Origin of the sequence: Herminiimonas arsenitoxidans, assembly GCF_900130075.1 — a bacterium.
In the GTDB taxonomy this organism is placed as follows: domain Bacteria; phylum Pseudomonadota; class Gammaproteobacteria; order Burkholderiales; family Burkholderiaceae_D; genus Oxalicibacterium; species Oxalicibacterium arsenitoxidans.
The window spans coordinates 1,920,762-1,941,425 of the sequence record NZ_LT671418.1; the positions used below are offsets into that span (position 1 = coordinate 1,920,762).

The window sequence follows — 20,664 nt, forward strand, 5'->3', positions numbered from 1 at the left end:
TTGTTCCTAGTACCGTCGTTGGTACTAAACACTTTCTAGCAATTGATGTGCCAGCGGAAAACTACTGACTTAGCGCTGCTGTCACGCCATCTTTCTCTTATTAACGCTCTCTTTCCGTGCGTCGCATCTATTTAGTGCGGATTCGAGACGACTTCTGGTGCGGCAATGTATTAACCAAGTAAGTCGGCAATATCGAGAACACGTTGCGCCAACTCCGACAGCTTCAAATTCTTGTCCATCGCCATGCGACGCAGCTTGGTATAAGCCTCGTCTTCAGAAATCTTATGGCGCTCCATCAACAAACCCTTGGCGCGCTCTATCGTTTTACGTTCAGCCAGTTTGAGCTTGGTATCCGACAACTCCGTCAGCAATTTTTGCTCGGCATTGAAACGCGCCATGGCTACATCCAATACCGGCTTGATACGTTCAGATTGCAAACCAGCAACGATATATGCCGAGACACCTGCCGCCATCGCCGCTTCCATACTGGATGTGGCTTTGTCTTCAGTAAATAAAACAATAGGACGCCGTGCATCGCGCGTTGCCATCACGACATGCTCCAGCACATCGCGTGCATCAGATTCGGCATCGATGATGATCATGTCCGGCTGCATTTGCGCCACCCGTTCCGGCAAATGCAAATCTGCCGGAAATGAGGCAATGATGTTGTAACCGGCTTCCAGCAGGCCTATGCGTAATGCACGGGTGCGTTCATGCTGGGCGAGCGCGTGCTCATCCAGTTCCCCCTCCGGGGCGATAGGATTAACGACAACAATACGTAATGAGCGCAAATCAGGTTGAGAAGTCTTAGTCATTTCGCGTTCTATTAAGTCGTACTAAATATGATCTTGTCAGAATAAGCTACAATCCATGCAAGAATCACACCATATGTTGCATTTTTCCTGCATCTTTATCCCATGCTTGTTCTCGGTATCGAATCCTCCTGTGATGAAACGGGTCTGGCGTTGTATGACACACAACGCGGATTGCTCGCGCACGCTCTCTATTCACAAGTAAAAATGCATGAGGAATACGGCGGTGTCGTGCCTGAGCTGGCATCACGTGATCATATTAGGCGTGCAATTCCCTTACTTGAACAAGTCTTTGCAGAAAGTGGTGTCGCGCACGATGCAATAGACGCTATCGCCTATACGCAAGGTCCAGGTTTGGCCGGCGCATTATTGGTCGGCGCATCTGTCGCTTGTGGCCTGGGTCTGGCCTTAGACAAGCCGATGTTAGGGATACATCATCTGGAAGGGCATTTGCTGTCACCTTTGCTGGCCAGCGAACCGCCTGAATTTCCCTTCATCGCGCTACTGGTTTCCGGCGGCCATACGCAATTGATGCGCGTTGATGGCGTCGGTCAATACACGATGCTGGGTGAAACGCTGGATGATGCGGCCGGTGAAGCATTTGATAAGTCAGCAAAATTGCTGGGCCTAGGCTATCCCGGTGGGCCTGCGATTTCACGCATGGCTGAATTTGGCGATCCGACTGCTTACAAACTGCCACGCCCTATGCTGCACTCCAAGAATCTGGATTTCAGCTTTTCCGGTTTAAAGACTGCTGTGCTGACGGTAGTCAAAAATCAAACCACTAATATCTGCGAGCAAGACAAAGCCAATATCGCACGTGCCTTCGTCGATGCCATCGTCGAAGTACTGACCGCAAAATGCGTCACCGCACTTAAACATACAGGCTTGAAACGCTTGGTGATCGCAGGTGGCGTAGGTGCCAATCAACAACTGCGCGCATCGTTGAATGCAGCAGCTGCCAAAAAGCACTTCAAGGTGTTTTATCCAGAGCTGGAGTTTTGCACCGATAACGGCGCGATGATTGCATTCGCTGGCGCGATGCGTTTGCAGATTAATCCAGATGCAGCGAAGAAAGACTACGCTTTCAACGTCAAACCACGCTGGCCATTGGATAGCATCAGCAAGATTTAAACGGTATCCCGGACTGGCGATACCGAACTTCACTACTTTTTCTTGCTGCCTAGTCGGCTTTCTTTGCCCGCCAACAGATTACCGATGTTCTTTGCGTGTCGATAGATCAACAGCACACTCATCGCCAGCACCGCCAGCAAAATCACATCCGGTCCAAACATCAAACCATAATAGAACGGTGCGAAGATAGCCGCGATCAATGCGGCCAGTGACGAGTAGCGAAATGCATACGCAATCACTACCCATGTAATCAAGGTCGCCAGACCCAGCCAGCCATTCAGCGCGAGCAATACACCCAGCGCAGTCGCGACACCTTTACCGCCGACGAAGCGGAAGAAAATAGGCCACAGATGGCCGAGAAAAACAGCAATCGCGACCAAGGCAACGCCATTCTCATGCACGCCATAAGCTGGGCCGAATTGTTTGACCAGCCAGACTGCGAGAAAGCCCTTCGCACCGTCGCCAAGCAACGTCAGTATTGCGGCTTTTTTATTCCCGCTACGCAGCACATTGGTCGCACCCGGATTCTTGGAGCCGTAACTACGCGGATCGGCCAAACGGAAAAATTTGCTGACAACAACAGCAAAAGAGATCGAACCGATCAGATAAGCACCGATGGCAAACAAAACTGTATTCATACCAACCTTTTTAATATTTCCCTGCACATACCGCGCTCATCACGCTCGTCGTGTCTATTCTGCCAATGCGCAATTGACTGCCGTCGCAGACAATTTTTCTACCAGTATATTCGGTGCTATACCGATCAGATAACCGCGCCGCCCGCCATTGATATAAATATGATCAAGCGCAAGGATACTCTGCTCGACATAGACCGGCATCACCTTGCGCGTACCGAAAGGCGACGTGCCACCGATCAAAAAACCTGAATGCCGATTCGCCACCTCTGGCTTGCACGGCTCTACCGACTTGCAACCGATCTGGCGCGCCAGATTCTTGGTCGAGACCTTGCAGTCGCCATGCATCAGGACGATCAGTGGCTTGGCCGCTTCGTCCTGCATCACCAGCGTTTTCACGACATGATGCTCATCTACACCCAGTTTTTGCGCAGAAACCGTGGTGCCGCCGTGTTCTTCATAATCGTAAGGATGTTCGGAAAAAACAATACCGTTACGGCGCAACCACAGTGTCGCGGGCGTTTCGGAAATATGCTCTTTTTTGGCCATGCGTGTTACGCTCATCTATAAAATTTGGAGCACATTATGCAACAAGAACTCCGCTTTGCAACCTTCAATGTCTGCAATCTCGCATTGCCGGGCATGAAATTCTATGAAGACCAGATTCCGTATTCTGCCGAAGAATACGATGCCAAGATTACATGGATTGCACAGCAGCTAGACCGACTTGATGCCGACGTCATCGGTTTGCAGGAGATCTTCTCGCAAGCCACGTTAACCGACGTACTGGCCAAAACACAAAAATACCAGAATGCGCATCATATCGGTTTCGATCCGGAAGCATCAGCCGATCATCTGACGCCTAGCGTGGCCTTGATCTCGCGCTTGCCAGTCGCAGCCGGCGCCACCACTTACACGCAACTCCCCAACCATCTAGCCATTAATCTACCTGGCGTCAGCCATCCGGTAACGCATTTCACACGCCCTATCCTGCATGCGCAAATCGAAGTCTCGCCCGAGCTGCTGGTGCATGTTTTCGTCTGCCACCTGAAATCCAAACTGCCGGATTACCGCAACGACATCAATGACGATCATCCGGATCAAACCGGTATCGCTATCCTGCGCTCATTGATACGTCGTGGCACCGATGCACTAGGCTTACGCTACTTGCTATCCGATTTAAAAAAAGGAAAGCGCACGCCTGTCATAGTCATGGGTGACTTCAACGATGTAGCCGACGCGATCCCGACCCAAATGGTGATGGGCTTGGGCAAATATCCGCTTAACGGCGTAGATGATCGTTTGTTTGAAAGCTACCGCATCCAGTCGCGACGCGATCCGCTACGCGATGTCGGTTATACGCATATTCATGACAGCAGCTACGAGACAATCGACCACATTCTGGTTTCGGAAGAATTTAATCCGACATCGCATGCAGCCATCGGTGAGGTAGTCGAAGTAATCTATCTGAACGATCACATGACCTTGAGACAAGCACATGAGTCAGATCATGGCTTGGTGCTGGTACGTATTCTGTTACATGATAAAACTGTCGAATCAGCTCAATCATCCGAGCAAAACGACTTGCCGTCTGACTGAGTTACTTGCTGGCAGGATCAACGTTGCTTGCATCATCCGCAACATCTGCATCCGATTCATCACCATCAACGTCAGATGGTTCTGAGCCATCGTCAGGCGTATTGCCTTTTTCCTGCTTGCGCTTCAACTTCTCTTCTTTTTTTCTTTTCTTTTCCAACTCTTTTTGACGCTTTTCGTACTGAAAATTAGGTTTAGCCAAGTGGTAGCTCTTTGAGTGGATGTTCTGTTTAAGGTAGGCAGACGGTCGTAATCATTACTTCGATAACGCACCATCAATGGGACGAATGCTAGCATGCCACCGCCCTTTGCGTCTTGAAGCAGACAGAGCAAAATTGCCGTTGCAAGCTCGAAATACATCGAAATATCTGGCAAAAATAGGCAATCCAGTCCAATTACATTCTTTTAAGCAACAAAATAAACCGAGGCCGCCGACAAAATAATCCGCATTAACCACGCGGGTGATGCATCTGATGCAAGCGCTTTAAGCGTTCGCGCGCCACATGTGTATAAATTTGCGTGGTGGAAATATCGGAATGTCCCAGCAATAGCTGCACTACACGCAGATCAGCACCGTGATTCAGCAAGTGTGTGGCAAAGGCATGGCGTAAAGTATGCGGCGACAAAGGCGCATTAATCTCTGCCGCGAATGCGTGCTTCTTGATCAAAGTCCAGAACATCTGACGTGTCATGGCACCGCCACGTGCCGTCACGAATAAGGCATCGTCGATCTGGCCATTCAGAATCGCAGGACGCGCTTCTTTCAGATAACGCTCGATCCAAGCACGTGCCTCTTCGCCAAACGGGATCAGGCGCGTTTTATCGCCTTTGCCTGTCACACGCAGCACGCCCTCATTCATGCCCACCTCTATCGACTTCAGCAACACCAGTTCCGTCACGCGCAAACCGCTGGCATACATCAGCTCCAGCATCGTACGGTCGCGCAAACCCAAAGGTGTTGTCACATCGGGTGCAGCCAGCAAGGATTCCACTTGCGCCTCTGACAGCGTCTTCGGCATGCGTGGCGGCTGTTTGGCCGAGCGCATTCTCAGACAAGGGTCATCAGTGATTTTGTTTTGACGCAGCGCCAGTTGATAAAAACGCTTGAGCACAGCCAAGCGGCGATTCGATGAAGTTGCCTTGGTCTCCGCATGTCGCGCAAAGAAATACGCATTCAGATCGTCAGCATGCGCAGCCAGCAAGGGCTTGTTACGCTCGGCTTGCAACCATACGGCGAATAAACGCAAATCGCGTCTATACGCTTCCAGCGAATTCTTGGCCAGACCGTCTTCCAGCCACAAGGTATCGCAAAACTCATCGATCTCGCCTTGGCTGCGCAATGCCTCAACGCTCATCGATAACCTTCCACCATTTCATGTGCCAATAACCAACGTTTTATGCCAACGTGGAAACTGGTTTCATCGTCGTAGTGCGAGAAGCCACCGAGACCATTCGCAGCCGTAACACGGTGGCAAGGAATCACCAAAGGATACCAATTCGCGCCGCAGGCTTGACCGACTGCACGCGGCGCTGATTGCACACGCCTGGCAATATCACCGTAAGTCAGAACTTTGCCGCGCGGAATTTCAGTAATTGCTTTCCACACTTTGTTTTGAAATGCTGTTCCTATTGGCGCCAAAGGCAGATCGAAGTGGAAGTCAGGATCGTGCAGATAACGATCGACCTGCAAGGCAGCCTTTTCCGACAATAGATCGACTGGTTCTTTTTCATCAAAGCTCGCAGGCAGATACACCAACTCGCGTACATGCTCTCCTTCCACGCGTATGCCTATTGCACCGAAGGAAGCTTCGACGATAGCGGTGAATAAAGATTGTGCAGCGTTCTGTTTCATGGCGATGACTTGAATAAGAGTGCGATAGGACAAGCATAAAGCAACACAGCATAAAATAAAAAAGGCGCATCTCGCGATGCGCCCTCAAATACCTCTACTGTACCCCCGCTGCGTATAGCCTTGGCTATCGCCTCTTTATTGATACAGGTCTCCCCTACTAATCCGGCATCGATGCCGTGTGTGTGTATGCGCCTCTGCTACCAATTCTGTCTTGCGATAAAAGCGCCTTGCGCCGAGTGGGACTGATTATAAAAATCAATTCACGAGAAATCAAGCATTGCGCCAGACTGGATCATAGCCGAGGAAAACAGCTTGTGGCATATTTTTTTGTCTAAATGCAAACAAACGTTTCATACCCTGAATCAAGCATGTAACACAAAATAAAAAGGGCGCATCTCGCGATGCGCCCTTAATCTTTACACACTACTTTTTTACATTTCCACCTGCTGCTTATCTGATCGTTTAATCGCTCAGTTCAGCAGCATAGGATTAGTCTTCCTTGAACGCTTCTTCGCGTTTTTTGCGCAATGCTGGCAACAGAACCACTGCCATCGCCAATACTGCAACAGCCAGCATGGTTGCGCTGATTGGACGCTGCAAGAAAACCATCGGGTCGCTGCGGGACAACAACAGTGCACGACGCAGATACTCTTCCATCATTGGGCCAATGATGAAGCCCAACAACATCGGTGCAGGTTCAGCTTCCAGCTTGGCGCAAATGTAACCAAACAAACCAAACAATGCCATCAGATAAATATCGAAATCGCTATTGTTCAAGCTGAATACGCCAATCGCGCAGAACAGCAGAATTGCTGGGAACAAATGGTGATACGGCACAGTAATCATGCGTACCCACAAACCGATCATAGGCAGATTCAACACGATCAGGAAGAAGTTACCTATCCACATCGATGCAATCAAACCCCAGAACAGTGTTGGCTGTTCCGTCATCACAGCAGGACCTGGCTGGATACCTTGAATGATCATCGCGCCGATCATCAGCGCCATCACCGGATTCGATGGGATACCCAAAGTCAGCATAGGAATGAAAGAAGTTTGTGCACCGGCATTGTTTGCCGATTCTGGTGCTGCCACGCCTTCAATCGCGCCCTTACCAAACTGTGCCGAATTTTTCGAAATCTTCTTCTCTAAAGAATAAGACGCGAAAGATGCCAACATCGCGCCGCCACCAGGCAAGATACCCAATGCCGAACCCAGCGCAGTACCGCGCAGGATAGGTGCAATGATGCGCTTCATATCGTCTTTGGTCAGCATCAGGCCGGAGACCTTTTTCATCACCAAAGAACGCGTTTCTTCGTTTTCCAGATTGCGAATGATTTCGCCAATACCGAACATACCCATCGCAACGATCACGAAGTTGATGCCGTCTGCCAGTTCAGGCAGATCGAAGGTATAGCGTGCTGCGCCGGAGTTCACGTCGGAACCGACCAAACCCAACAACAGACCAAGAATCACCATACCGATTGCGTTGAGCAAGGAACCGCTGGCCAACACAACCGATGCAACCAAACCCAGCACCATCAGCGAAAAATATTCCGCAGGACCGAATTTCAACGCCAGATCTGCCAGTGGAGGAGCAAACAAGGCAAGCAAGATGGTTGCAACTGTACCGGCAAAGAAGGAACCGATCGCAGCCGTTGCCAGCGCCGCCCCCGCTCGTCCCTGTCGGGCCATCTGGTAACCGTCAATGGCCGTCACCACTGAGGATGACTCCCCGGGCAGGTTGACCAGAATTGCAGTAGTTGAGCCACCATATTGCGCACCGTAATAAATACCGGCCAACATGATCAATGCAGCAATTGGAGGCAACGCAAACGTCGCCGGCAACAACATTGCGATCGTGGCCACAGGGCCAAGACCAGGTAATACGCCGACCGCCGTACCGAGGAAAACACCGGCCAAGCAGTATGCCAAGTTCTGAAACGACATCGCTGTGTCGAATCCAAGAGCCAAATTAGCAAATAATTCCATTTGAGTACCTTTTTAACCGCCAAACCATGGGCCAAAAATTGCAATCGGCAAACCGAGCAATTCGACGAATACCACTACCGAGAAGACGGCCGATCCTGTGGCCAGCATAAGTGCAGGTATCCATTTGAATTTTGAACTTGCGTAGGCGCTGAACATGATGATCGCGAATACCGCAACGACCAAACCTGCACCACGAATCAGAAAGCCGAAAAGCAAAACACCAGCCAGAATCAGTATTGTTTCCTTGATGGCAAACTTACTGATGGCCTCACCCTCGCGGAAGAAAGAGCGAACCACGGCAGCCAATCCAATCAACGCCAGCAAGCCGCCGAGGATCGTAGGGAAATAGGCAGGGCCCATTTTGCCGGCGGTACCCATGTTGTAATCACGGCCGATGATGACCGCAGCCAATCCAATAAATAGAAAAATAATCCCAGTCCAAAAATCCTTGGGATGTCGAATAAATGATAACAAGATGCTCCCCTTCTCTAAAAACCAGATAGTTCAACGCTGAATATCAAACGTCGAACGATATACATTCTGTCCTGCCGTGAATCAGTAATTGTGAAATTACTATCAAGCCATTACTCAAATGACGAGATGCGCCTAAGCGCATCTCGTCATTTATTGAATTACTGCATTTTTATGATCAGTCAGCGTAGACGCCAGCTTTTTTGATGATCGGTGCCCACTTGGCGATTTCCGACTTCAGATGTGTGCGCAATGCTTCTGGTGTTGCACGGTTTTCAGCAACTGGCTCTGTACCCAGATCGGCAAAACGTTGTTTAACCGTTGGATCTTTCAGTGCTACCTGCAATGCTGCATCCAGTTTGTCGATCACTGCTTTTGGTGTGCCTTTAGGTGCATACAGACCGTGCCAAACAGCAACTTCAAAACCAGGCAAGCCAGCTTCGTTCATTGTTGGCAGATTAGGCAAGGAAGGTACGCGTGTTTTTGTAGTTACAGCGTAAGCCTTGATTTTGCCGCCTTTGATCTGGCTGGTGGTGTTAGTAGTTTGATCGCACATAATATCAACCTGACCGCCGAGCAAATCGTTCATTGCTGGGCCTGTACCTTTATATGGAACAGTGGTCAATTCAGTATCAATTGCGGTCATGAACAACATACCGCACAGATGCGAAGCGGAACCAACGCCAGCATTAGCGTAAGTCACTTTGTTTTTGTTAGCTTTGACGTAGGTCAGCAACTCTTTCAAGTCTTTAGCTGGGAAATCGCCGCGTGCGATCAGAGTCATAGGTACATCGGTAATCAGACCGACAGGCTCGAAATCATCAATCGCGTTGTAGCTCAATTTGCGATACAGCGATGGTGCAGTCGATTGACCGATGTGATGCAAGAACAAGGTGTAGCCATCTGGTGCCGATTTCGCAACACGTGCTGCACCGATAGTTCCGCCTGCACCACCGACGTTTTCAACCAGAACTGTCTGCTTCAATGTATTACCCATCGACTGTGCAACCAGACGTGCAACAGTATCGGTAGGGCCGCCTGCAGCAAACGGCACAATCATCGTGATCGGCTTGGTTGGATAAGGTGTTTGGGCGTAAGAAAATGCGCTAGCTAATACAGCAAGGCCAACAACCGACTTCAGAAGTTTATGTTTCATGTGACGTGTCTCCAGATTTAATAATTATTGGAAAGGCTACAACTGAGATCCGAGTGGCTCGGGTCACTATTGTTCGTGCATCCTATCAAAGTCGTCAAAAAAACGATACCAAGGATGCTAGTTAATACCTCTGATTGGGTGGAAGAGACGTTTTGTACCAAAAACGTAGTGGATTCTAGCGATCCTATATCTTCCTGAACTAATCTAGGGAGGGCGATAATACTAACTGAACCTTTCACCAAACTTGCGGGGACAAGACTAAACGATTTTAGTTGCCGTCCGCAAGAAAAGAAATATTATCGTTTGCGAAGAATCAATACTAAATGAGTGATGGTTCAAAATAGTGAAAACTGCCCGCACTGAAAGTGTGCGAGCAAATAATGAGAATCAGCGTCCGCTTACGCGTCGCGCGTCAGAATCGCGTGTCACGGCAAACACGATCGCTTTGCCAATTCTACCTTCCAGTTCCTTCTGCACCGGCAACAAAGCCTGACGCCAGGCAGCAGTTTCTGCCTCGGTCAAGGTATGCACGGTCAATTTTTTCATTTTCTTGATCCGTTCCAGCGCGGCTGCATTTTCCTGCTCGGCCAAGAGATTGCCGTAGGTTGTTGCTTCGCGCATCGACACTTCGATCGCATTACGCAAATCCGATGGCAAATTTTCCCAGAATTTTTTATTGACGACGACGGCACTACCTAGGTAGCCATGATTCGATATCGTCACATTGCTTTGTACGGCATACCATTTTCTTGCGTAAAAACTGGCTGGCGTACCCTCAGCGCCATCGATTGCATGCACTTGCAGTGCAGGATAAACCTCATGCGCATCCAGTATTTGTGGCGCAGCACCCAGCGCTTCCATTTGCATACTCAATACTCTGGATGGATGTATCCGCATATTAAGTCCGACAAAATCGGCTGGCGTCTTCAATGCCTTGTTCGCCGACATGATCTTGAAGCCGCTATTCCAATACGCCAGCCCAATCATGCCTTTGGAATCCAGCTTCTTCAATAAACCTTTACCTATCGGTCCTTCTGTAATGCGCGCGACAGCATCCTTGTCGGCAAAAGCGAACGGCAAATCAAAGACCTCGAAATCCGGCGAACCGAATTCTGCCAATTTCGCCAGGGATGGCGCCAGCATCTGCACAGCACCTAATTGCAGCGCTTCCAGCTCGTCCGACTCTTTATAAAGCAGATTATTTGGATAAACGTCTACCCGTATGCGACGGCGGCTGGCTTCTTCAACCAGCTCCTTAAAACGCAGGGCAGCCTTGCCCTTTGGGGTGTCGCTGGCAGAAACGTGGCTGAATTTGATTACAGTAGTCGTTTGCGCAGATACAATTGCGCTGGTCAGCGATAATGCCAAGCCCAGCAGAAACAAATGTAGTTTTGTTGCTAATTTCATCGCACGACCAGAAAGTTTCAAATTGGGGTTGCTACTATGCGCAGTCACTCATGGCATCACAAGTGTGGATAACCACATTCTCCGCCACAATAGATGCCTCACGCACACACTTGAAATACACCAGCATTTTTTAATTTGAATGTAATGCTGTGAATGAACCACAAAAAATCGCCAGCGCCAGCGCTACTGCACAGCCAGTCGATTTTTTACATTGTTATTTATGATACCAAATCAACCTCGTTCACCAAGCTTCGGCTTTCCAAGTCGCAAACAAGCGTGGCGCTGGCTTGCCCCTTTATTTCTGGCGCTACTGTTTTTGACAACCCTGATCTGGTTGCCATTGCACGAAAAGCAACAGGAAGCCAGCGAGCGTCAGGAACAATTAATTGCCGACTCCTTGTGGGTCGAGCAAACCATACGCTTCCAGCTACAACGCAACGAAGAAAGCTTGGGCTTGATGGGCTCTGAGATTATCTCAGGCTATCTGACAGGTAAACGCTTACTTGATCGGATGGAGAGTTTAATTCGTAATAATCACGAAATCCACCGCATCATCGAGCTCGATGCAAACGGCAAACTGCTCACCTCGACCGACGAAACATTGATCACCTTCAATGAATTGTCAGCACCATCGAAAAAAGCCAACGAACGCGCACGCACAACCAGAACACCACTCTACAGTCAGCCCGCTACCGATATCAGCGGGCCGGTGATGATCGATTATCACGTACCGCTTTTTGTCGGCAACAAATATATAGGCAGCATTATTGCGAGCTACCTCGCGTCCAGCATACTGGATGACATGGTGCCATGGTGGTTTGCGCAAGATAATGAAATCGCGCTCACCGACATCAATGATGTGATCATTCACAAACGCGCATCCGGTGGTGCCGGACGTGGTGTGTATACACATAGACGCGCGCTCAATCTCGCTGGCGTCTCGTTGAAGCTGAGCACCAACAGCATCAAGAGCGCACCCAAGCTGCTACCAAGTCTGCTGGTTGATACGGTCATCCTCTTATCACTCGGGCTGGCGTGGAGCTTGATCGCGTTGTGGCGCGACATTAATCGCCGCCTTGCCGCAGAGACTGCATTGCGCGAACAAATTGCTTTCCGTACTGCGATGGAAAACTCCTTGATCACCGGCTTGCGCGCACGCGATCTGGAAGGACGTGTGACCTATGTGAATCCGGCTTTCTCACAAATGGTAGGCATACCCGCGGAAGACATCGTTGGACACTTGCCTCCTATGCCGTATTGGGTACCAGAAGCGAGGTCTGAGTATCACCGACACTTCTCTCAAGTCGCCGCAGGCACTGCCAATCCGCAAGGCTTTGAAACTATTTTCCAGCATGCAGACGGTCGTCGCATACCGGTGTTGATTTTTGAATCGCCGCTAGTTGATAACACCGGTGCACAAACCGGTTGGATGGGTTCCATTCTTGATATTTCAGATCGCAAACGCGTCGAAGACTTGAACCGACAACAGGAAGAAAAACTGCAAGCCAGCGCGCGCCTCGCCACCATGGGTGAAATCGCCTCGACGCTGGCACATGAATTAAATCAGCCGCTCGCTGCGATCTCCAGCTACACCACCGGTGCCTTGAATATGTTGGAGCGCGACAAATCCAAAGCAAACGAAGTCAATATCGACATGCTCACGCACGCATTGGAAAAAGCCCAAGCGCAAGCACAACGTGCAGGACAAATCATTCGCAGCGTGCACACCTTCGTCAAGAAGCGCGAGCCTATGCGTACTGCCGTTACCATCGCGGAATTGATAGAGAGCGTTGCACCTCTGGTTGAATTGCAGGCACAAAAATATTTCGTCATGATCAAGATCGACATTCCATCGAACCTACCGCCAGTATTGGCCGATCATGTATTGCTGGAGCAGGTCTTGCTCAATCTGACCCGCAACGCCATCGAAGCGATGCAAGACACCGCACCGGAGAAACGCCTATTGCGGATTGCCGCCACAGTTGACGATGCCGTACCGCAAAATGTCATCGTATCCATCAGCGATCAAGGGCATGGCATACCGGCAGAAGTATCCGAACGCTTGTATTCGCCTTTCTTCTCAACCAAGGCAGACGGGATGGGCATGGGCTTGAGTATTTGTCGTACGGCAATCGAATTTCACGGCGGCACACTGACGCATACAGAGAATCCGGGCGGCGGCACGACCTTCCGTTTCTCGCTCCCGACGTTGCAAAATAAATTGATCGAAACGACAATGCGTGCAAAGTAAAAATTAAAAGATATCTTTTTGATATATTTTTGACACTTTTAAGCTCTATCATCTGGCCGCGACAATATATAGTCGCAGTGAGAGTAAACGTAACAAGACATACGGCAGACCGACAGGATATTCAATGCTGCACATTATTGACGATGAAGAAGTAATCCGCGATTCACTGATGTGGCTGGCCAAATCACGTGGCATCCCCGCCACCGCGTATGAAAGCGGCAAAACCTTTCTCGCTACGCTAGATGGCACGACACGCACCAACACACAGGGTCAATGCGTACTGCTGGATGTCCGCATGCCTGACATTAGCGGCGTTGCCTTGTTCGACCTGCTCACTGCGCGTGGCTTGACGCAAGCGTTCCCGGTCATTTTCCTGACCGGCCACGGCGATGTGCCGATGGCAGTCGATACCTTGAAGCGTGGCGCATTCGACTTCTTTGAGAAACCGTTCAACGACAACAAGTTGATGGACCGCATACAAGAAGCACTGACTTCGTCGGAGCATGCTTCGGCCAGCGCAGCCATACACACACGCCTGTCTGCACTATCCGGACGTGAACGCGAAGTATTGGATTTGATCCTTGAAGGCAAGATGAACAAGGTCATTGCCGACAAACTGGGCATCAGCATGCGCACAGTCGAAGTTCATCGCGCACATATTTTCGACAAGATGAATGTAAAAACAGCAGTCGAATTGGCGCGTCTGTTGAAGTAAAATCTTGTGCATGCAAGGCTCATGTCTTGCATGCTGCACCATTGCACCGCTTTATTCCCCTAACCTGTCTTCCCGTTCCGGCGCCTGTCGCTGATTGCAATGCATATCGTCAACCTCCTGCTTCCTGATTTCATGCTGATTCTGTTCGGCGCTGTGTTGTTTCGCGTCACGAATTGGCATGAAGAGTTCTGGATCGGGACGGAAAAGCTGATTTACTACGTGCTGTTTCCGGCATTGTTGTTTTACTCCACCGCACGCTCGCCTATCAATTTCGGCACGACTGCTCAGTTTCTTCAGATTGTCATCGCGACATGCGTCGCCGGTATTGCTTTGGGCTGGCTGGCCAAGCCGCTGTTCAAAGCCGGCCCGATGATTTTCGAATCCGGCTTGCAAACCGCATTCCGCTTCAACTCCTACATTGCACTCGCGATCGCAGGCCGCCTCGGCGGCGATGAAGGCGTATCTTTGATGGGCTTAGCTATCGGCTTTGCTGTTCCTTTATGCAATATGGCTGCAGTCCATGCGCTGGTGAAGAATAAGGGCAATCTGCTGATGGAGTTGATAAAGAACCCGTTGTTGATGGCGACCATGGGCGGCGTCATCTTCAATCTACTCGGCTTTCATCTGCCTGATCTGGCAAGCGCGTTCCTGTCACGCTTGGGCAATGCATCCATCGCACTTGGTCTAATCATGGTTGGTGCCGGACTGCGCTTGAATGGCCTGGAGGCATCAAAAGGCATTGCCGCTTACTTCCTCGTCGTCAAACTATTGTTCGTACCTATCGTCGCGTATGTCCTCGGATTGTGGATAGGTTTATCGCCCTTACATTTACAAATGGTCGTCATGTTCGCGGCATTACCGACGGCATCCAGCGCCTACGTCTTGGCCGTTCGCATGGGTGGTAATGGTCCTTTTGTTGCATTTCTGATTTCTGCAGGCACACTGATTTCCATGGCAAGCTTGCCACTTTGGCTGGCGCTGCTACAGTAAACGCACATCGCTGTTGCAACACCAAAATAATACGATCACGCAGAAGTAGTGGAAAATTGAACTCTGCTTAAACAATTGCATCGTACTGCTGCGCACTGTTAGTTAAGCACGGCAAAGAACGAGATCATTGACCAGTAATTTCACGGACACGTCTATTCAATGCAACACTACACCGCCCATCTGCATGAAGAAGCCGGCACCATTGCCCTCGGTGCAGCGCTTGCACGTGCAGTGCAACCAGGTCTGACGATCTACCTGCATGGCGATCTTGGTGCCGGAAAAACTGCATTGACGCGCTCCATGCTGCATGCGCTAGGCCACAACGGCCATGTAAAAAGTCCAACCTACACATTAGCCGAGCCATATACAGTCACCATAGACGAGCAAACAGTCAATGTGATCCATTTTGATTTGTATCGCATGGCCAGTGCTGAAGAATTTCTTGATGCCGGATTCCGCGAATACTTCAATCATCAAACCATTTGCGTCATCGAATGGCCTGAAAAGGCTGAAGCGGTATTACCTCCTCCCGATATCAGCATTTCGCTCGCAGTCGCAGGCGAAGGGCGTGATGTAGAATTGCAAGCGTTGTCCGACCAAGGTGTTGAATGTCTGAACCGACTGAAATTCGCTCCCAACCTGTAAAAGCAAGAGTGCGTCGCACCGTCCTCAAGGCGGGCGGCACTTTACTCATCTCGCTCTTCTCCCCTTTGCCAGCATTCGCTTCGCAAATTCTTGCCGTGCGCGTTTGGCCATCGGAAGATTACACACGCGTTACGTTGGAAAACGATGCGAATCTAAAGACCAACCATTTCATCATCAAAGATCCGGAACGGCTGGTGGTGGATGTCGAAGGCATCGATCTGAATCCGACGCTGAAAAGTCTGATTGCAAAAATTCAGCCTAACGATCCTTACATCAAACAAGTACGCGTCGGCCAGAACAAGCCTGGTGTAGTACGTCTGGTGTTCGATCTGAAGGAAGAAGTCAATCCGCAAGTATTTACCTTGGCACCGGTCGATAAATATCAGCACCGCTTGGTATTCGACTTATATCCCGTCAATCCGCCTGACCCGATTGCTGCACTGATAGAAAAAGGCCAGTGGTCGCTGGATAAGCCGACAGAAACAATGCCGCCGCCGGTTGCTGAAATCAAGCCACCGTATGCAGAGCCTAAAGTGGATCGCGCACCGCAAGTCAACCGCATGCTGACCATCGCACTCGATCCCGGCCACGGCGGCGAGGATCCCGGCGCAGTCGGACGCGGCGGCAGCTACGAAAAACATATCGTGCTGTCTATCGCCAAGCGCCTGAAGGCCAAACTGGAACAACATCCGAATATGCGCGTCATGCTGACGCGTGACGGCGATTATTTTGTGCCGCTGCATGTGCGCGTGCAAAAAGCGCGCAAGGTGCAGGCTGATTTGTTTGTCTCCATCCATGCCGATGCGTTTGTGCAACCGACTGCCAATGGCTCATCGGTATTCGCATTATCGGAAAAAGGGGCCAGCTCAACCGCTGCACGTTGGCTCGCCAATAAAGAGAATGCTGCCGATTTGATTGGTGGCACCAATATCAAGAATCACGACAAGCAACTCGCCAGCGTCTTGCTCGATCTTTCCACGACGGCGCAGATCAACGACAGCCTGAAGCTAGGAAAATCGGTTTTGAATGAAATCGGCGGCGTCAATCGCTTGCACAAGAATGCAGTAGAGCAAGCCGGTTTTGCGGTATTGAAAGCGCCGGATATCCCGAGCATCTTGATCGAGACCGCGTTTATTTCAAATCCGGAAGAAGAAGCCAAGCTGAACGACGATGCGTATCAAGATCGGATGGCCGATGCGGTGGCACAAGGTATCAAGAAATACTTTGCAAAAAATCCACCGCTGGCAAAAAACCGCATGATGTAGTGTGCGCCGCCAGCGCACACGCATTACTTCTCGCTCGATTACTTCCTGAATCGTTTAGCGAAACGCCATAAGGCACTTATCACGACTGGGACGAAGGCTGCGCCGACACCGACCAGCACAATGGTATTCAAGTGATCGCGGATGATCGGAATATTGCCGAACAGATAACCACCCACCACCAGTATCCCTACCCACAGAATCGCACCGACGCAGTTGAATATCTGAAATCGGAAGAAAGTCATATCCGATATACCGGCAATAAACGGTGCAAAGGTACGGGCAAACGGGATGAAGCGCGCAAGTATCAATGTTTTACCGCCGTGCTTTTCATAGAAGGCATGCGTTTTTCTCAAGGCATCCTTGTCCAGCCAGCGGTAATCGTGGGTAAACACTTTTTCACCTACCAAGTGGCCTATCCAGTAATTCACCGTATTGCCCAGTATCCCCGCCGCCATCAACAGACTAAGCAGCAACCATAGATTCATTTGGCCGGACGCACAGAATGCGCCCGCAATGAAGAGCAAGGTATCACCGGGTAGAAAAGGAAAGACGACCAGACCGGTTTCACTAAAAATAATGGCAAACAGAACGACATAAATCCACATGCCGTATTGCGCAATAAAAATGCCGAGATACTTGTCAACATGCAAAATCATGTCGAAGAACTGCATGAAATCCATAATTTTCCTTGGTAGCGGCAGCATCATACACCAGCGATCAGGCTGACAGACAACCTAGAAAGACTACGCTTTGCAGCGACAGTTCACTGCAGTTCATGCGCATGCAACGTTATAATCTGTCCATGCATGCATCCTCCCAGCCCATTCGGCCGATACAGCCACTATCCGACCAACTCATTTCACAAATCGCCGCCGGCGAGGTAGTCGAGCGTCCCTCTGCCGTCGTCAAGGAATTACTGGAAAACGCATTGGATGCTGGCGCCACGCAAATCAGTGTGCGACTGGAACAAGGCGGCGTAAAACGCATCGCAATTACCGACAACGGTCGCGGCATTGCGCCGGAACAATTGCCGCTAGCATTGGCACGACATGCTACATCCAAGATCAATTCGCTGACTGAATTGGAAAATGTCGCGACATTGGGCTTTCGCGGTGAAGCGCTGGCCTCGATTGCATCTGTTGCACAACTGACGCTCACATCACGCACGGCGGATGCGCAGCACGCGTGGGAAATCAGCGGCGTGCAAACCATAGATCAAAAAAGCACGGTCGCGCCTTCTTCCGGCGCATTGGGTACCACCGTCGATGTACAGGATTTGTATTTCAATACACCGGCGCGTCGCAAGTTTTTAAAAACCGAACAAACCGAATTTGGCCACTGCGCAGAAGTCGTGCGTCGCATCGCCTTGTCGCGCCCTGACGTATCGTTCTCGCTGTCGCATAACGGCCGCACCATAGATCACTGGGCGGTGAACGACATCGCCAAACGTAGCGCACATATACTCGGCAATGAATTCTCCGGTGCACGCATGCCTCTGGAGGAAGCAGCCGGCCCTTTGCGCTTGCATGGCTTTATCGGCTTGCCAACGGCTTCCAAGGCGCGTGCCGATGCGCAGTACTTCTATGTGAATGGCCGCTTCGTACGCGATAAATTATTGACGCACGCAGTACGCTCCGCTTATCAAGACGTGCTGCATGGCGACCGCTATCCATCGTATGTAATCAGCCTTGATCTCGATCCGGCATTGGTAGATGTCAACGTACATCCATCGAAGATAGAAGTACGCTTCCGCGACAGTCGTGCCGTGCATCAGTTTGTCTTCCATGCCGTTAGTCGCGCTTTGGCACAAACTTCAGCCACAGCATTCGGCGCAGTTCCTTCGCCAACACCAGCACCATCCGGCGCAATGCCTTGGTTGCGCGAGCAGCAACAGACATCATTCGCGCCACAATTCAATACACCGTATGGCGTCGCGCAAACGACTGCAAGTTATGGCGCACTCTTTGGCGCAGAAACAATAGCGGATCAAAGTAACGGCGCGTCTTCGCCACTGCAAGCATTCGCCGGCAACAACACGCAGGCCTTATCCGACGATGAATTTCCTCTCGGCTTTGCGCTGGCACAATTGCACGGCATTTTCATCCTGGCACAGAACACCAAAGGCTTGGTACTGGTCGATATGCACGCCGCGCACGAACGCATACTTTATGAGCAGTTGAAAAATGCGCTGGACGATAATGCGATGCAGGTGCAACCGCTGCTGATCCCGATTACTTTCTACGCCGATGGCGTGGAAGTCGGCACAGCGGAAGACAATAAAGACATACTGCAATCACTAGGCTTCGACATCGCCGCTTTGTCTCCTACCACCTTGGCCGTGCGCGCTGTGCCAGCACTATTGAAAAGTGCCGATGCACAAACACTGGCACGCGATGTATTGCGTGACGTACGTGAATACGGCGGCTCGCGTGTATTGGTAGAACGACGCAATGAATTACTCGGCACACTGGCTTGCCATACCGCGGTACGCGCCAACCGCACACTGACGGGGCCGGAAATGAACGCACTGCTGCGTCAAATGGAAGCCACCGAACGAGCAGATCAATGCAATCACGGCCGTCCAACCTGGGTACAACTAGGCTTGTCTGATCTGGATAAACTCTTCGAGCGCGGACGCTAAGGTGTCCATCATTCAAGCAGCAAGCGCATGACTACCCATTCCGCAAAACCGCTGGTCGTCTCCATCATGGGACCGACCGCTTCAGGTAAAACCGCTGCCGCGCTAGCCATTGCAGAACGCATCCCGGCGGAAATCATCTCAGTCGATTCCGCTCTGGTGTATCGCGAGATGGATATTGGCACTGCCAAGCCAACTGATGAAGAGCGTGCGCAAGTGCCGCATCATTTGATCGACATCCTCGATCCGCTGGAGTCGTACTCAGTCATGCAATTTCGTCAGGATGCCATACGCCTGGCAGCAGAAATTAGCGCGCGCGGCAAACTGCCTTTGCTGGTCGGCGGCACGATGCTGTATTTCAAAGGTTTGAAAGATGGACTGGATGCCTTGCCGCAGGCCGATGCCGCGCTCCGCGCAGAGCTGGACGCCGAAGCAGCGATCATCGGTTCGCCTGCCATGCACGCCAAGCTGGCCGCCTTAGATCCCGTCACTGCAGCTCGCTTGAAACCGAACGATGCGCAACGCATACAACGCGCATTGGAAATCATCGCGCTGACCGGGCAACCGATGTCAGCCTTGCTGGCACAAGCGCCCAAGACTGAATTGCCTTTTACTCTATTGCCAATTGCATTAGAACCATCCGATCGCAGTGTTTTGCATACACGCATTGCAACGCGCTTCGATGCGATGCTAAAAGGCGGCGCCTTGCTCGATGAAGTGAAAGCATTACGCGCACGCGGCGATTTGCACCTCGGCCTGCCCTCCATGCGCTGTGTCGGCTATCGCCAAAGCTGGGAATATCTGGATGGTGCTTACGGCTTGAACGAACTACGCGAAAAAGGCATAGCCGCCACACGTCAACTAGCCAAACGGCAATTAACCTGGCTGCGTTCGATGGAAGATAGACACGTCATTGATTGCCTGGCGCCCGATACTGCCGGCGCAATTTTGCAGAAAATAGAAAACGCTCAAAAAAAGCCCTGATTGCAAATTCAATAAGAATTTCATCTCCTGCAGACCCGCAGAAACCAAGGATTTTGCCCAATATCTTGCGAAGTAATGGAATTGGATATTGACAGGGACGGCCAAAAACGCGATAATTTTC

At 50.7% G+C, this 20,664-nt stretch carries 20 protein-coding genes; 9 read left to right on the forward strand and 11 right to left on the reverse strand.

The window, feature by feature from the left end; genetic code table 11:
- Positions 1–170: 170 nt before the first annotated feature.
- A complete protein-coding gene (locus BQ6873_RS09030) occupies positions 171–815 on the reverse strand; it encodes an ANTAR domain-containing response regulator (protein ID WP_173830594.1) in 645 nt (214 codons plus the stop codon).
- Positions 816–917: 102 nt separating this feature from the next.
- Between BQ6873_RS09030 and tsaD the strand changes: the two genes are divergently transcribed.
- Positions 918–1,946 carry a tRNA (adenosine(37)-N6)-threonylcarbamoyltransferase complex transferase subunit TsaD gene (gene tsaD, locus BQ6873_RS09035; protein ID WP_076592349.1) on the forward strand — a complete coding sequence of 343 codons (1,029 nt, stop codon included), beginning with the start codon at positions 918–920 and terminating at the stop codon, positions 1,944–1,946.
- A 32-nt stretch (positions 1,947–1,978) separates the two neighbouring features.
- Here tsaD and plsY read toward each other — a convergent pair whose 3' ends face one another.
- Together plsY and BQ6873_RS09045 are read right to left on the reverse strand one after the other, a co-directional pair.
- Complete coding sequence (plsY, locus tag BQ6873_RS09040) at positions 1,979–2,584, reverse strand: glycerol-3-phosphate 1-O-acyltransferase PlsY (protein ID WP_076592350.1); 606 nt, start codon at positions 2,582–2,584, stop codon at positions 1,979–1,981.
- 54 nt (positions 2,585–2,638) lie between these two features.
- Complete coding sequence (locus tag BQ6873_RS09045; RefSeq protein WP_076594040.1) at positions 2,639–3,130, reverse strand: aminoacyl-tRNA deacylase; 492 nt, start codon at positions 3,128–3,130, stop codon at positions 2,639–2,641.
- A gap of 36 nt (positions 3,131–3,166) precedes the next feature.
- Between BQ6873_RS09045 and BQ6873_RS09050 the strand changes: the two genes are divergently transcribed.
- Positions 3,167–4,180 carry an endonuclease/exonuclease/phosphatase family protein gene (locus tag BQ6873_RS09050; protein WP_076592351.1) on the forward strand — a complete coding sequence of 338 codons (1,014 nt, stop codon included), beginning with the start codon at positions 3,167–3,169 and terminating at the stop codon, positions 4,178–4,180.
- Position 4,181: 1 nt separating this feature from the next.
- Here the strand turns inward: BQ6873_RS09050 and BQ6873_RS09055 are convergent, their stop codons facing one another.
- From BQ6873_RS09055 to BQ6873_RS09085, 7 genes are all read right to left on the reverse strand, one after another.
- Complete coding sequence (locus BQ6873_RS09055; protein ID WP_076592352.1) at positions 4,182–4,379, reverse strand: hypothetical protein; 198 nt, start codon at positions 4,377–4,379, stop codon at positions 4,182–4,184.
- A gap of 247 nt (positions 4,380–4,626) precedes the next feature.
- A complete protein-coding gene (gene xerD / locus BQ6873_RS09060; protein WP_076592353.1) occupies positions 4,627–5,532 on the reverse strand; it encodes a site-specific tyrosine recombinase XerD in 906 nt (301 codons plus the stop codon).
- A complete protein-coding gene (locus BQ6873_RS09065; protein WP_076592354.1) occupies positions 5,529–6,029 on the reverse strand; it encodes a methylated-DNA--[protein]-cysteine S-methyltransferase in 501 nt (166 codons plus the stop codon). Before BQ6873_RS09065 ends, xerD begins: the two co-directional genes overlap by 4 nt.
- 489 nt (positions 6,030–6,518) lie before the next feature.
- Positions 6,519–8,021 carry a tripartite tricarboxylate transporter permease gene (locus BQ6873_RS09070; protein WP_076592355.1) on the reverse strand — a complete coding sequence of 501 codons (1,503 nt, stop codon included), beginning with the start codon at positions 8,019–8,021 and terminating at the stop codon, positions 6,519–6,521.
- 12 nt (positions 8,022–8,033) lie between these two features.
- Entirely contained in the window at positions 8,034–8,495 is a 462-nt protein-coding gene (locus BQ6873_RS09075; protein ID WP_076592356.1) for a tripartite tricarboxylate transporter TctB family protein, read from the reverse strand.
- 175 nt (positions 8,496–8,670) lie between these two features.
- A complete protein-coding gene (locus BQ6873_RS09080; protein ID WP_157889149.1) occupies positions 8,671–9,648 on the reverse strand; it encodes a tripartite tricarboxylate transporter substrate binding protein BugD in 978 nt (325 codons plus the stop codon).
- 387 nt (positions 9,649–10,035) lie between these two features.
- On the reverse strand, positions 10,036–11,055 hold the full coding sequence (locus tag BQ6873_RS09085) for a DctP family TRAP transporter solute-binding subunit (RefSeq protein WP_076592357.1): 1,020 nt from the start codon (positions 11,053–11,055) through the stop codon (positions 10,036–10,038).
- Between the two features lie 220 nt (positions 11,056–11,275).
- Here BQ6873_RS09085 and BQ6873_RS09090 point away from each other — a divergent pair, with 220 nt between their 5' ends.
- The 5 genes from BQ6873_RS09090 (at position 11,276) to BQ6873_RS09110 (ending at position 16,921) form a co-directional block, all read left to right on the forward strand.
- On the forward strand, positions 11,276–13,306 hold the full coding sequence (locus BQ6873_RS09090; RefSeq protein WP_076592358.1) for a sensor histidine kinase: 2,031 nt from the start codon (positions 11,276–11,278) through the stop codon (positions 13,304–13,306).
- A 124-nt stretch (positions 13,307–13,430) separates the two neighbouring features.
- Positions 13,431–14,021, forward strand: a complete 591-nt coding sequence (locus BQ6873_RS09095) for a response regulator transcription factor (RefSeq protein WP_076592359.1) — start codon at positions 13,431–13,433, stop codon at positions 14,019–14,021.
- Positions 14,022–14,120: 99 nt separating this feature from the next.
- Positions 14,121–15,011, forward strand: coding sequence for an AEC family transporter (locus BQ6873_RS09100; RefSeq protein WP_076592360.1), 891 nt, complete (start codon positions 14,121–14,123; stop codon positions 15,009–15,011).
- A gap of 159 nt (positions 15,012–15,170) precedes the next feature.
- On the forward strand, positions 15,171–15,656 hold the full coding sequence (gene tsaE / locus BQ6873_RS09105; protein WP_076592361.1) for a tRNA (adenosine(37)-N6)-threonylcarbamoyltransferase complex ATPase subunit type 1 TsaE: 486 nt from the start codon (positions 15,171–15,173) through the stop codon (positions 15,654–15,656).
- Positions 15,620–16,921 (forward strand): N-acetylmuramoyl-L-alanine amidase, encoded by a 1,302-nt coding sequence (locus BQ6873_RS09110; protein ID WP_076592362.1) that lies wholly within the window; start codon positions 15,620–15,622, stop codon positions 16,919–16,921. The genes tsaE and BQ6873_RS09110 overlap by 37 nt, the downstream gene beginning before the upstream one ends.
- 38 nt (positions 16,922–16,959) lie before the next feature.
- On the opposite strand, the gene BQ6873_RS09115 is transcribed toward BQ6873_RS09110, so the two are convergent.
- Positions 16,960–17,601, reverse strand: coding sequence for a VTT domain-containing protein (locus BQ6873_RS09115; RefSeq protein ID WP_076592363.1), 642 nt, complete (start codon positions 17,599–17,601; stop codon positions 16,960–16,962).
- 122 nt (positions 17,602–17,723) lie between these two features.
- On the opposite strand from BQ6873_RS09115, the gene mutL reads away from it, so the two are divergent.
- On the forward strand, positions 17,724–19,562 hold the full coding sequence (mutL, locus tag BQ6873_RS09120) for a DNA mismatch repair endonuclease MutL (protein ID WP_083664534.1): 1,839 nt from the start codon (positions 17,724–17,726) through the stop codon (positions 19,560–19,562).
- A gap of 27 nt (positions 19,563–19,589) precedes the next feature.
- Positions 19,590–20,543 (forward strand): tRNA (adenosine(37)-N6)-dimethylallyltransferase MiaA, encoded by a 954-nt coding sequence (gene miaA / locus BQ6873_RS09125; protein WP_076592365.1) that lies wholly within the window; start codon positions 19,590–19,592, stop codon positions 20,541–20,543.
- Positions 20,544–20,664: the final 121 nt, after the last annotated feature.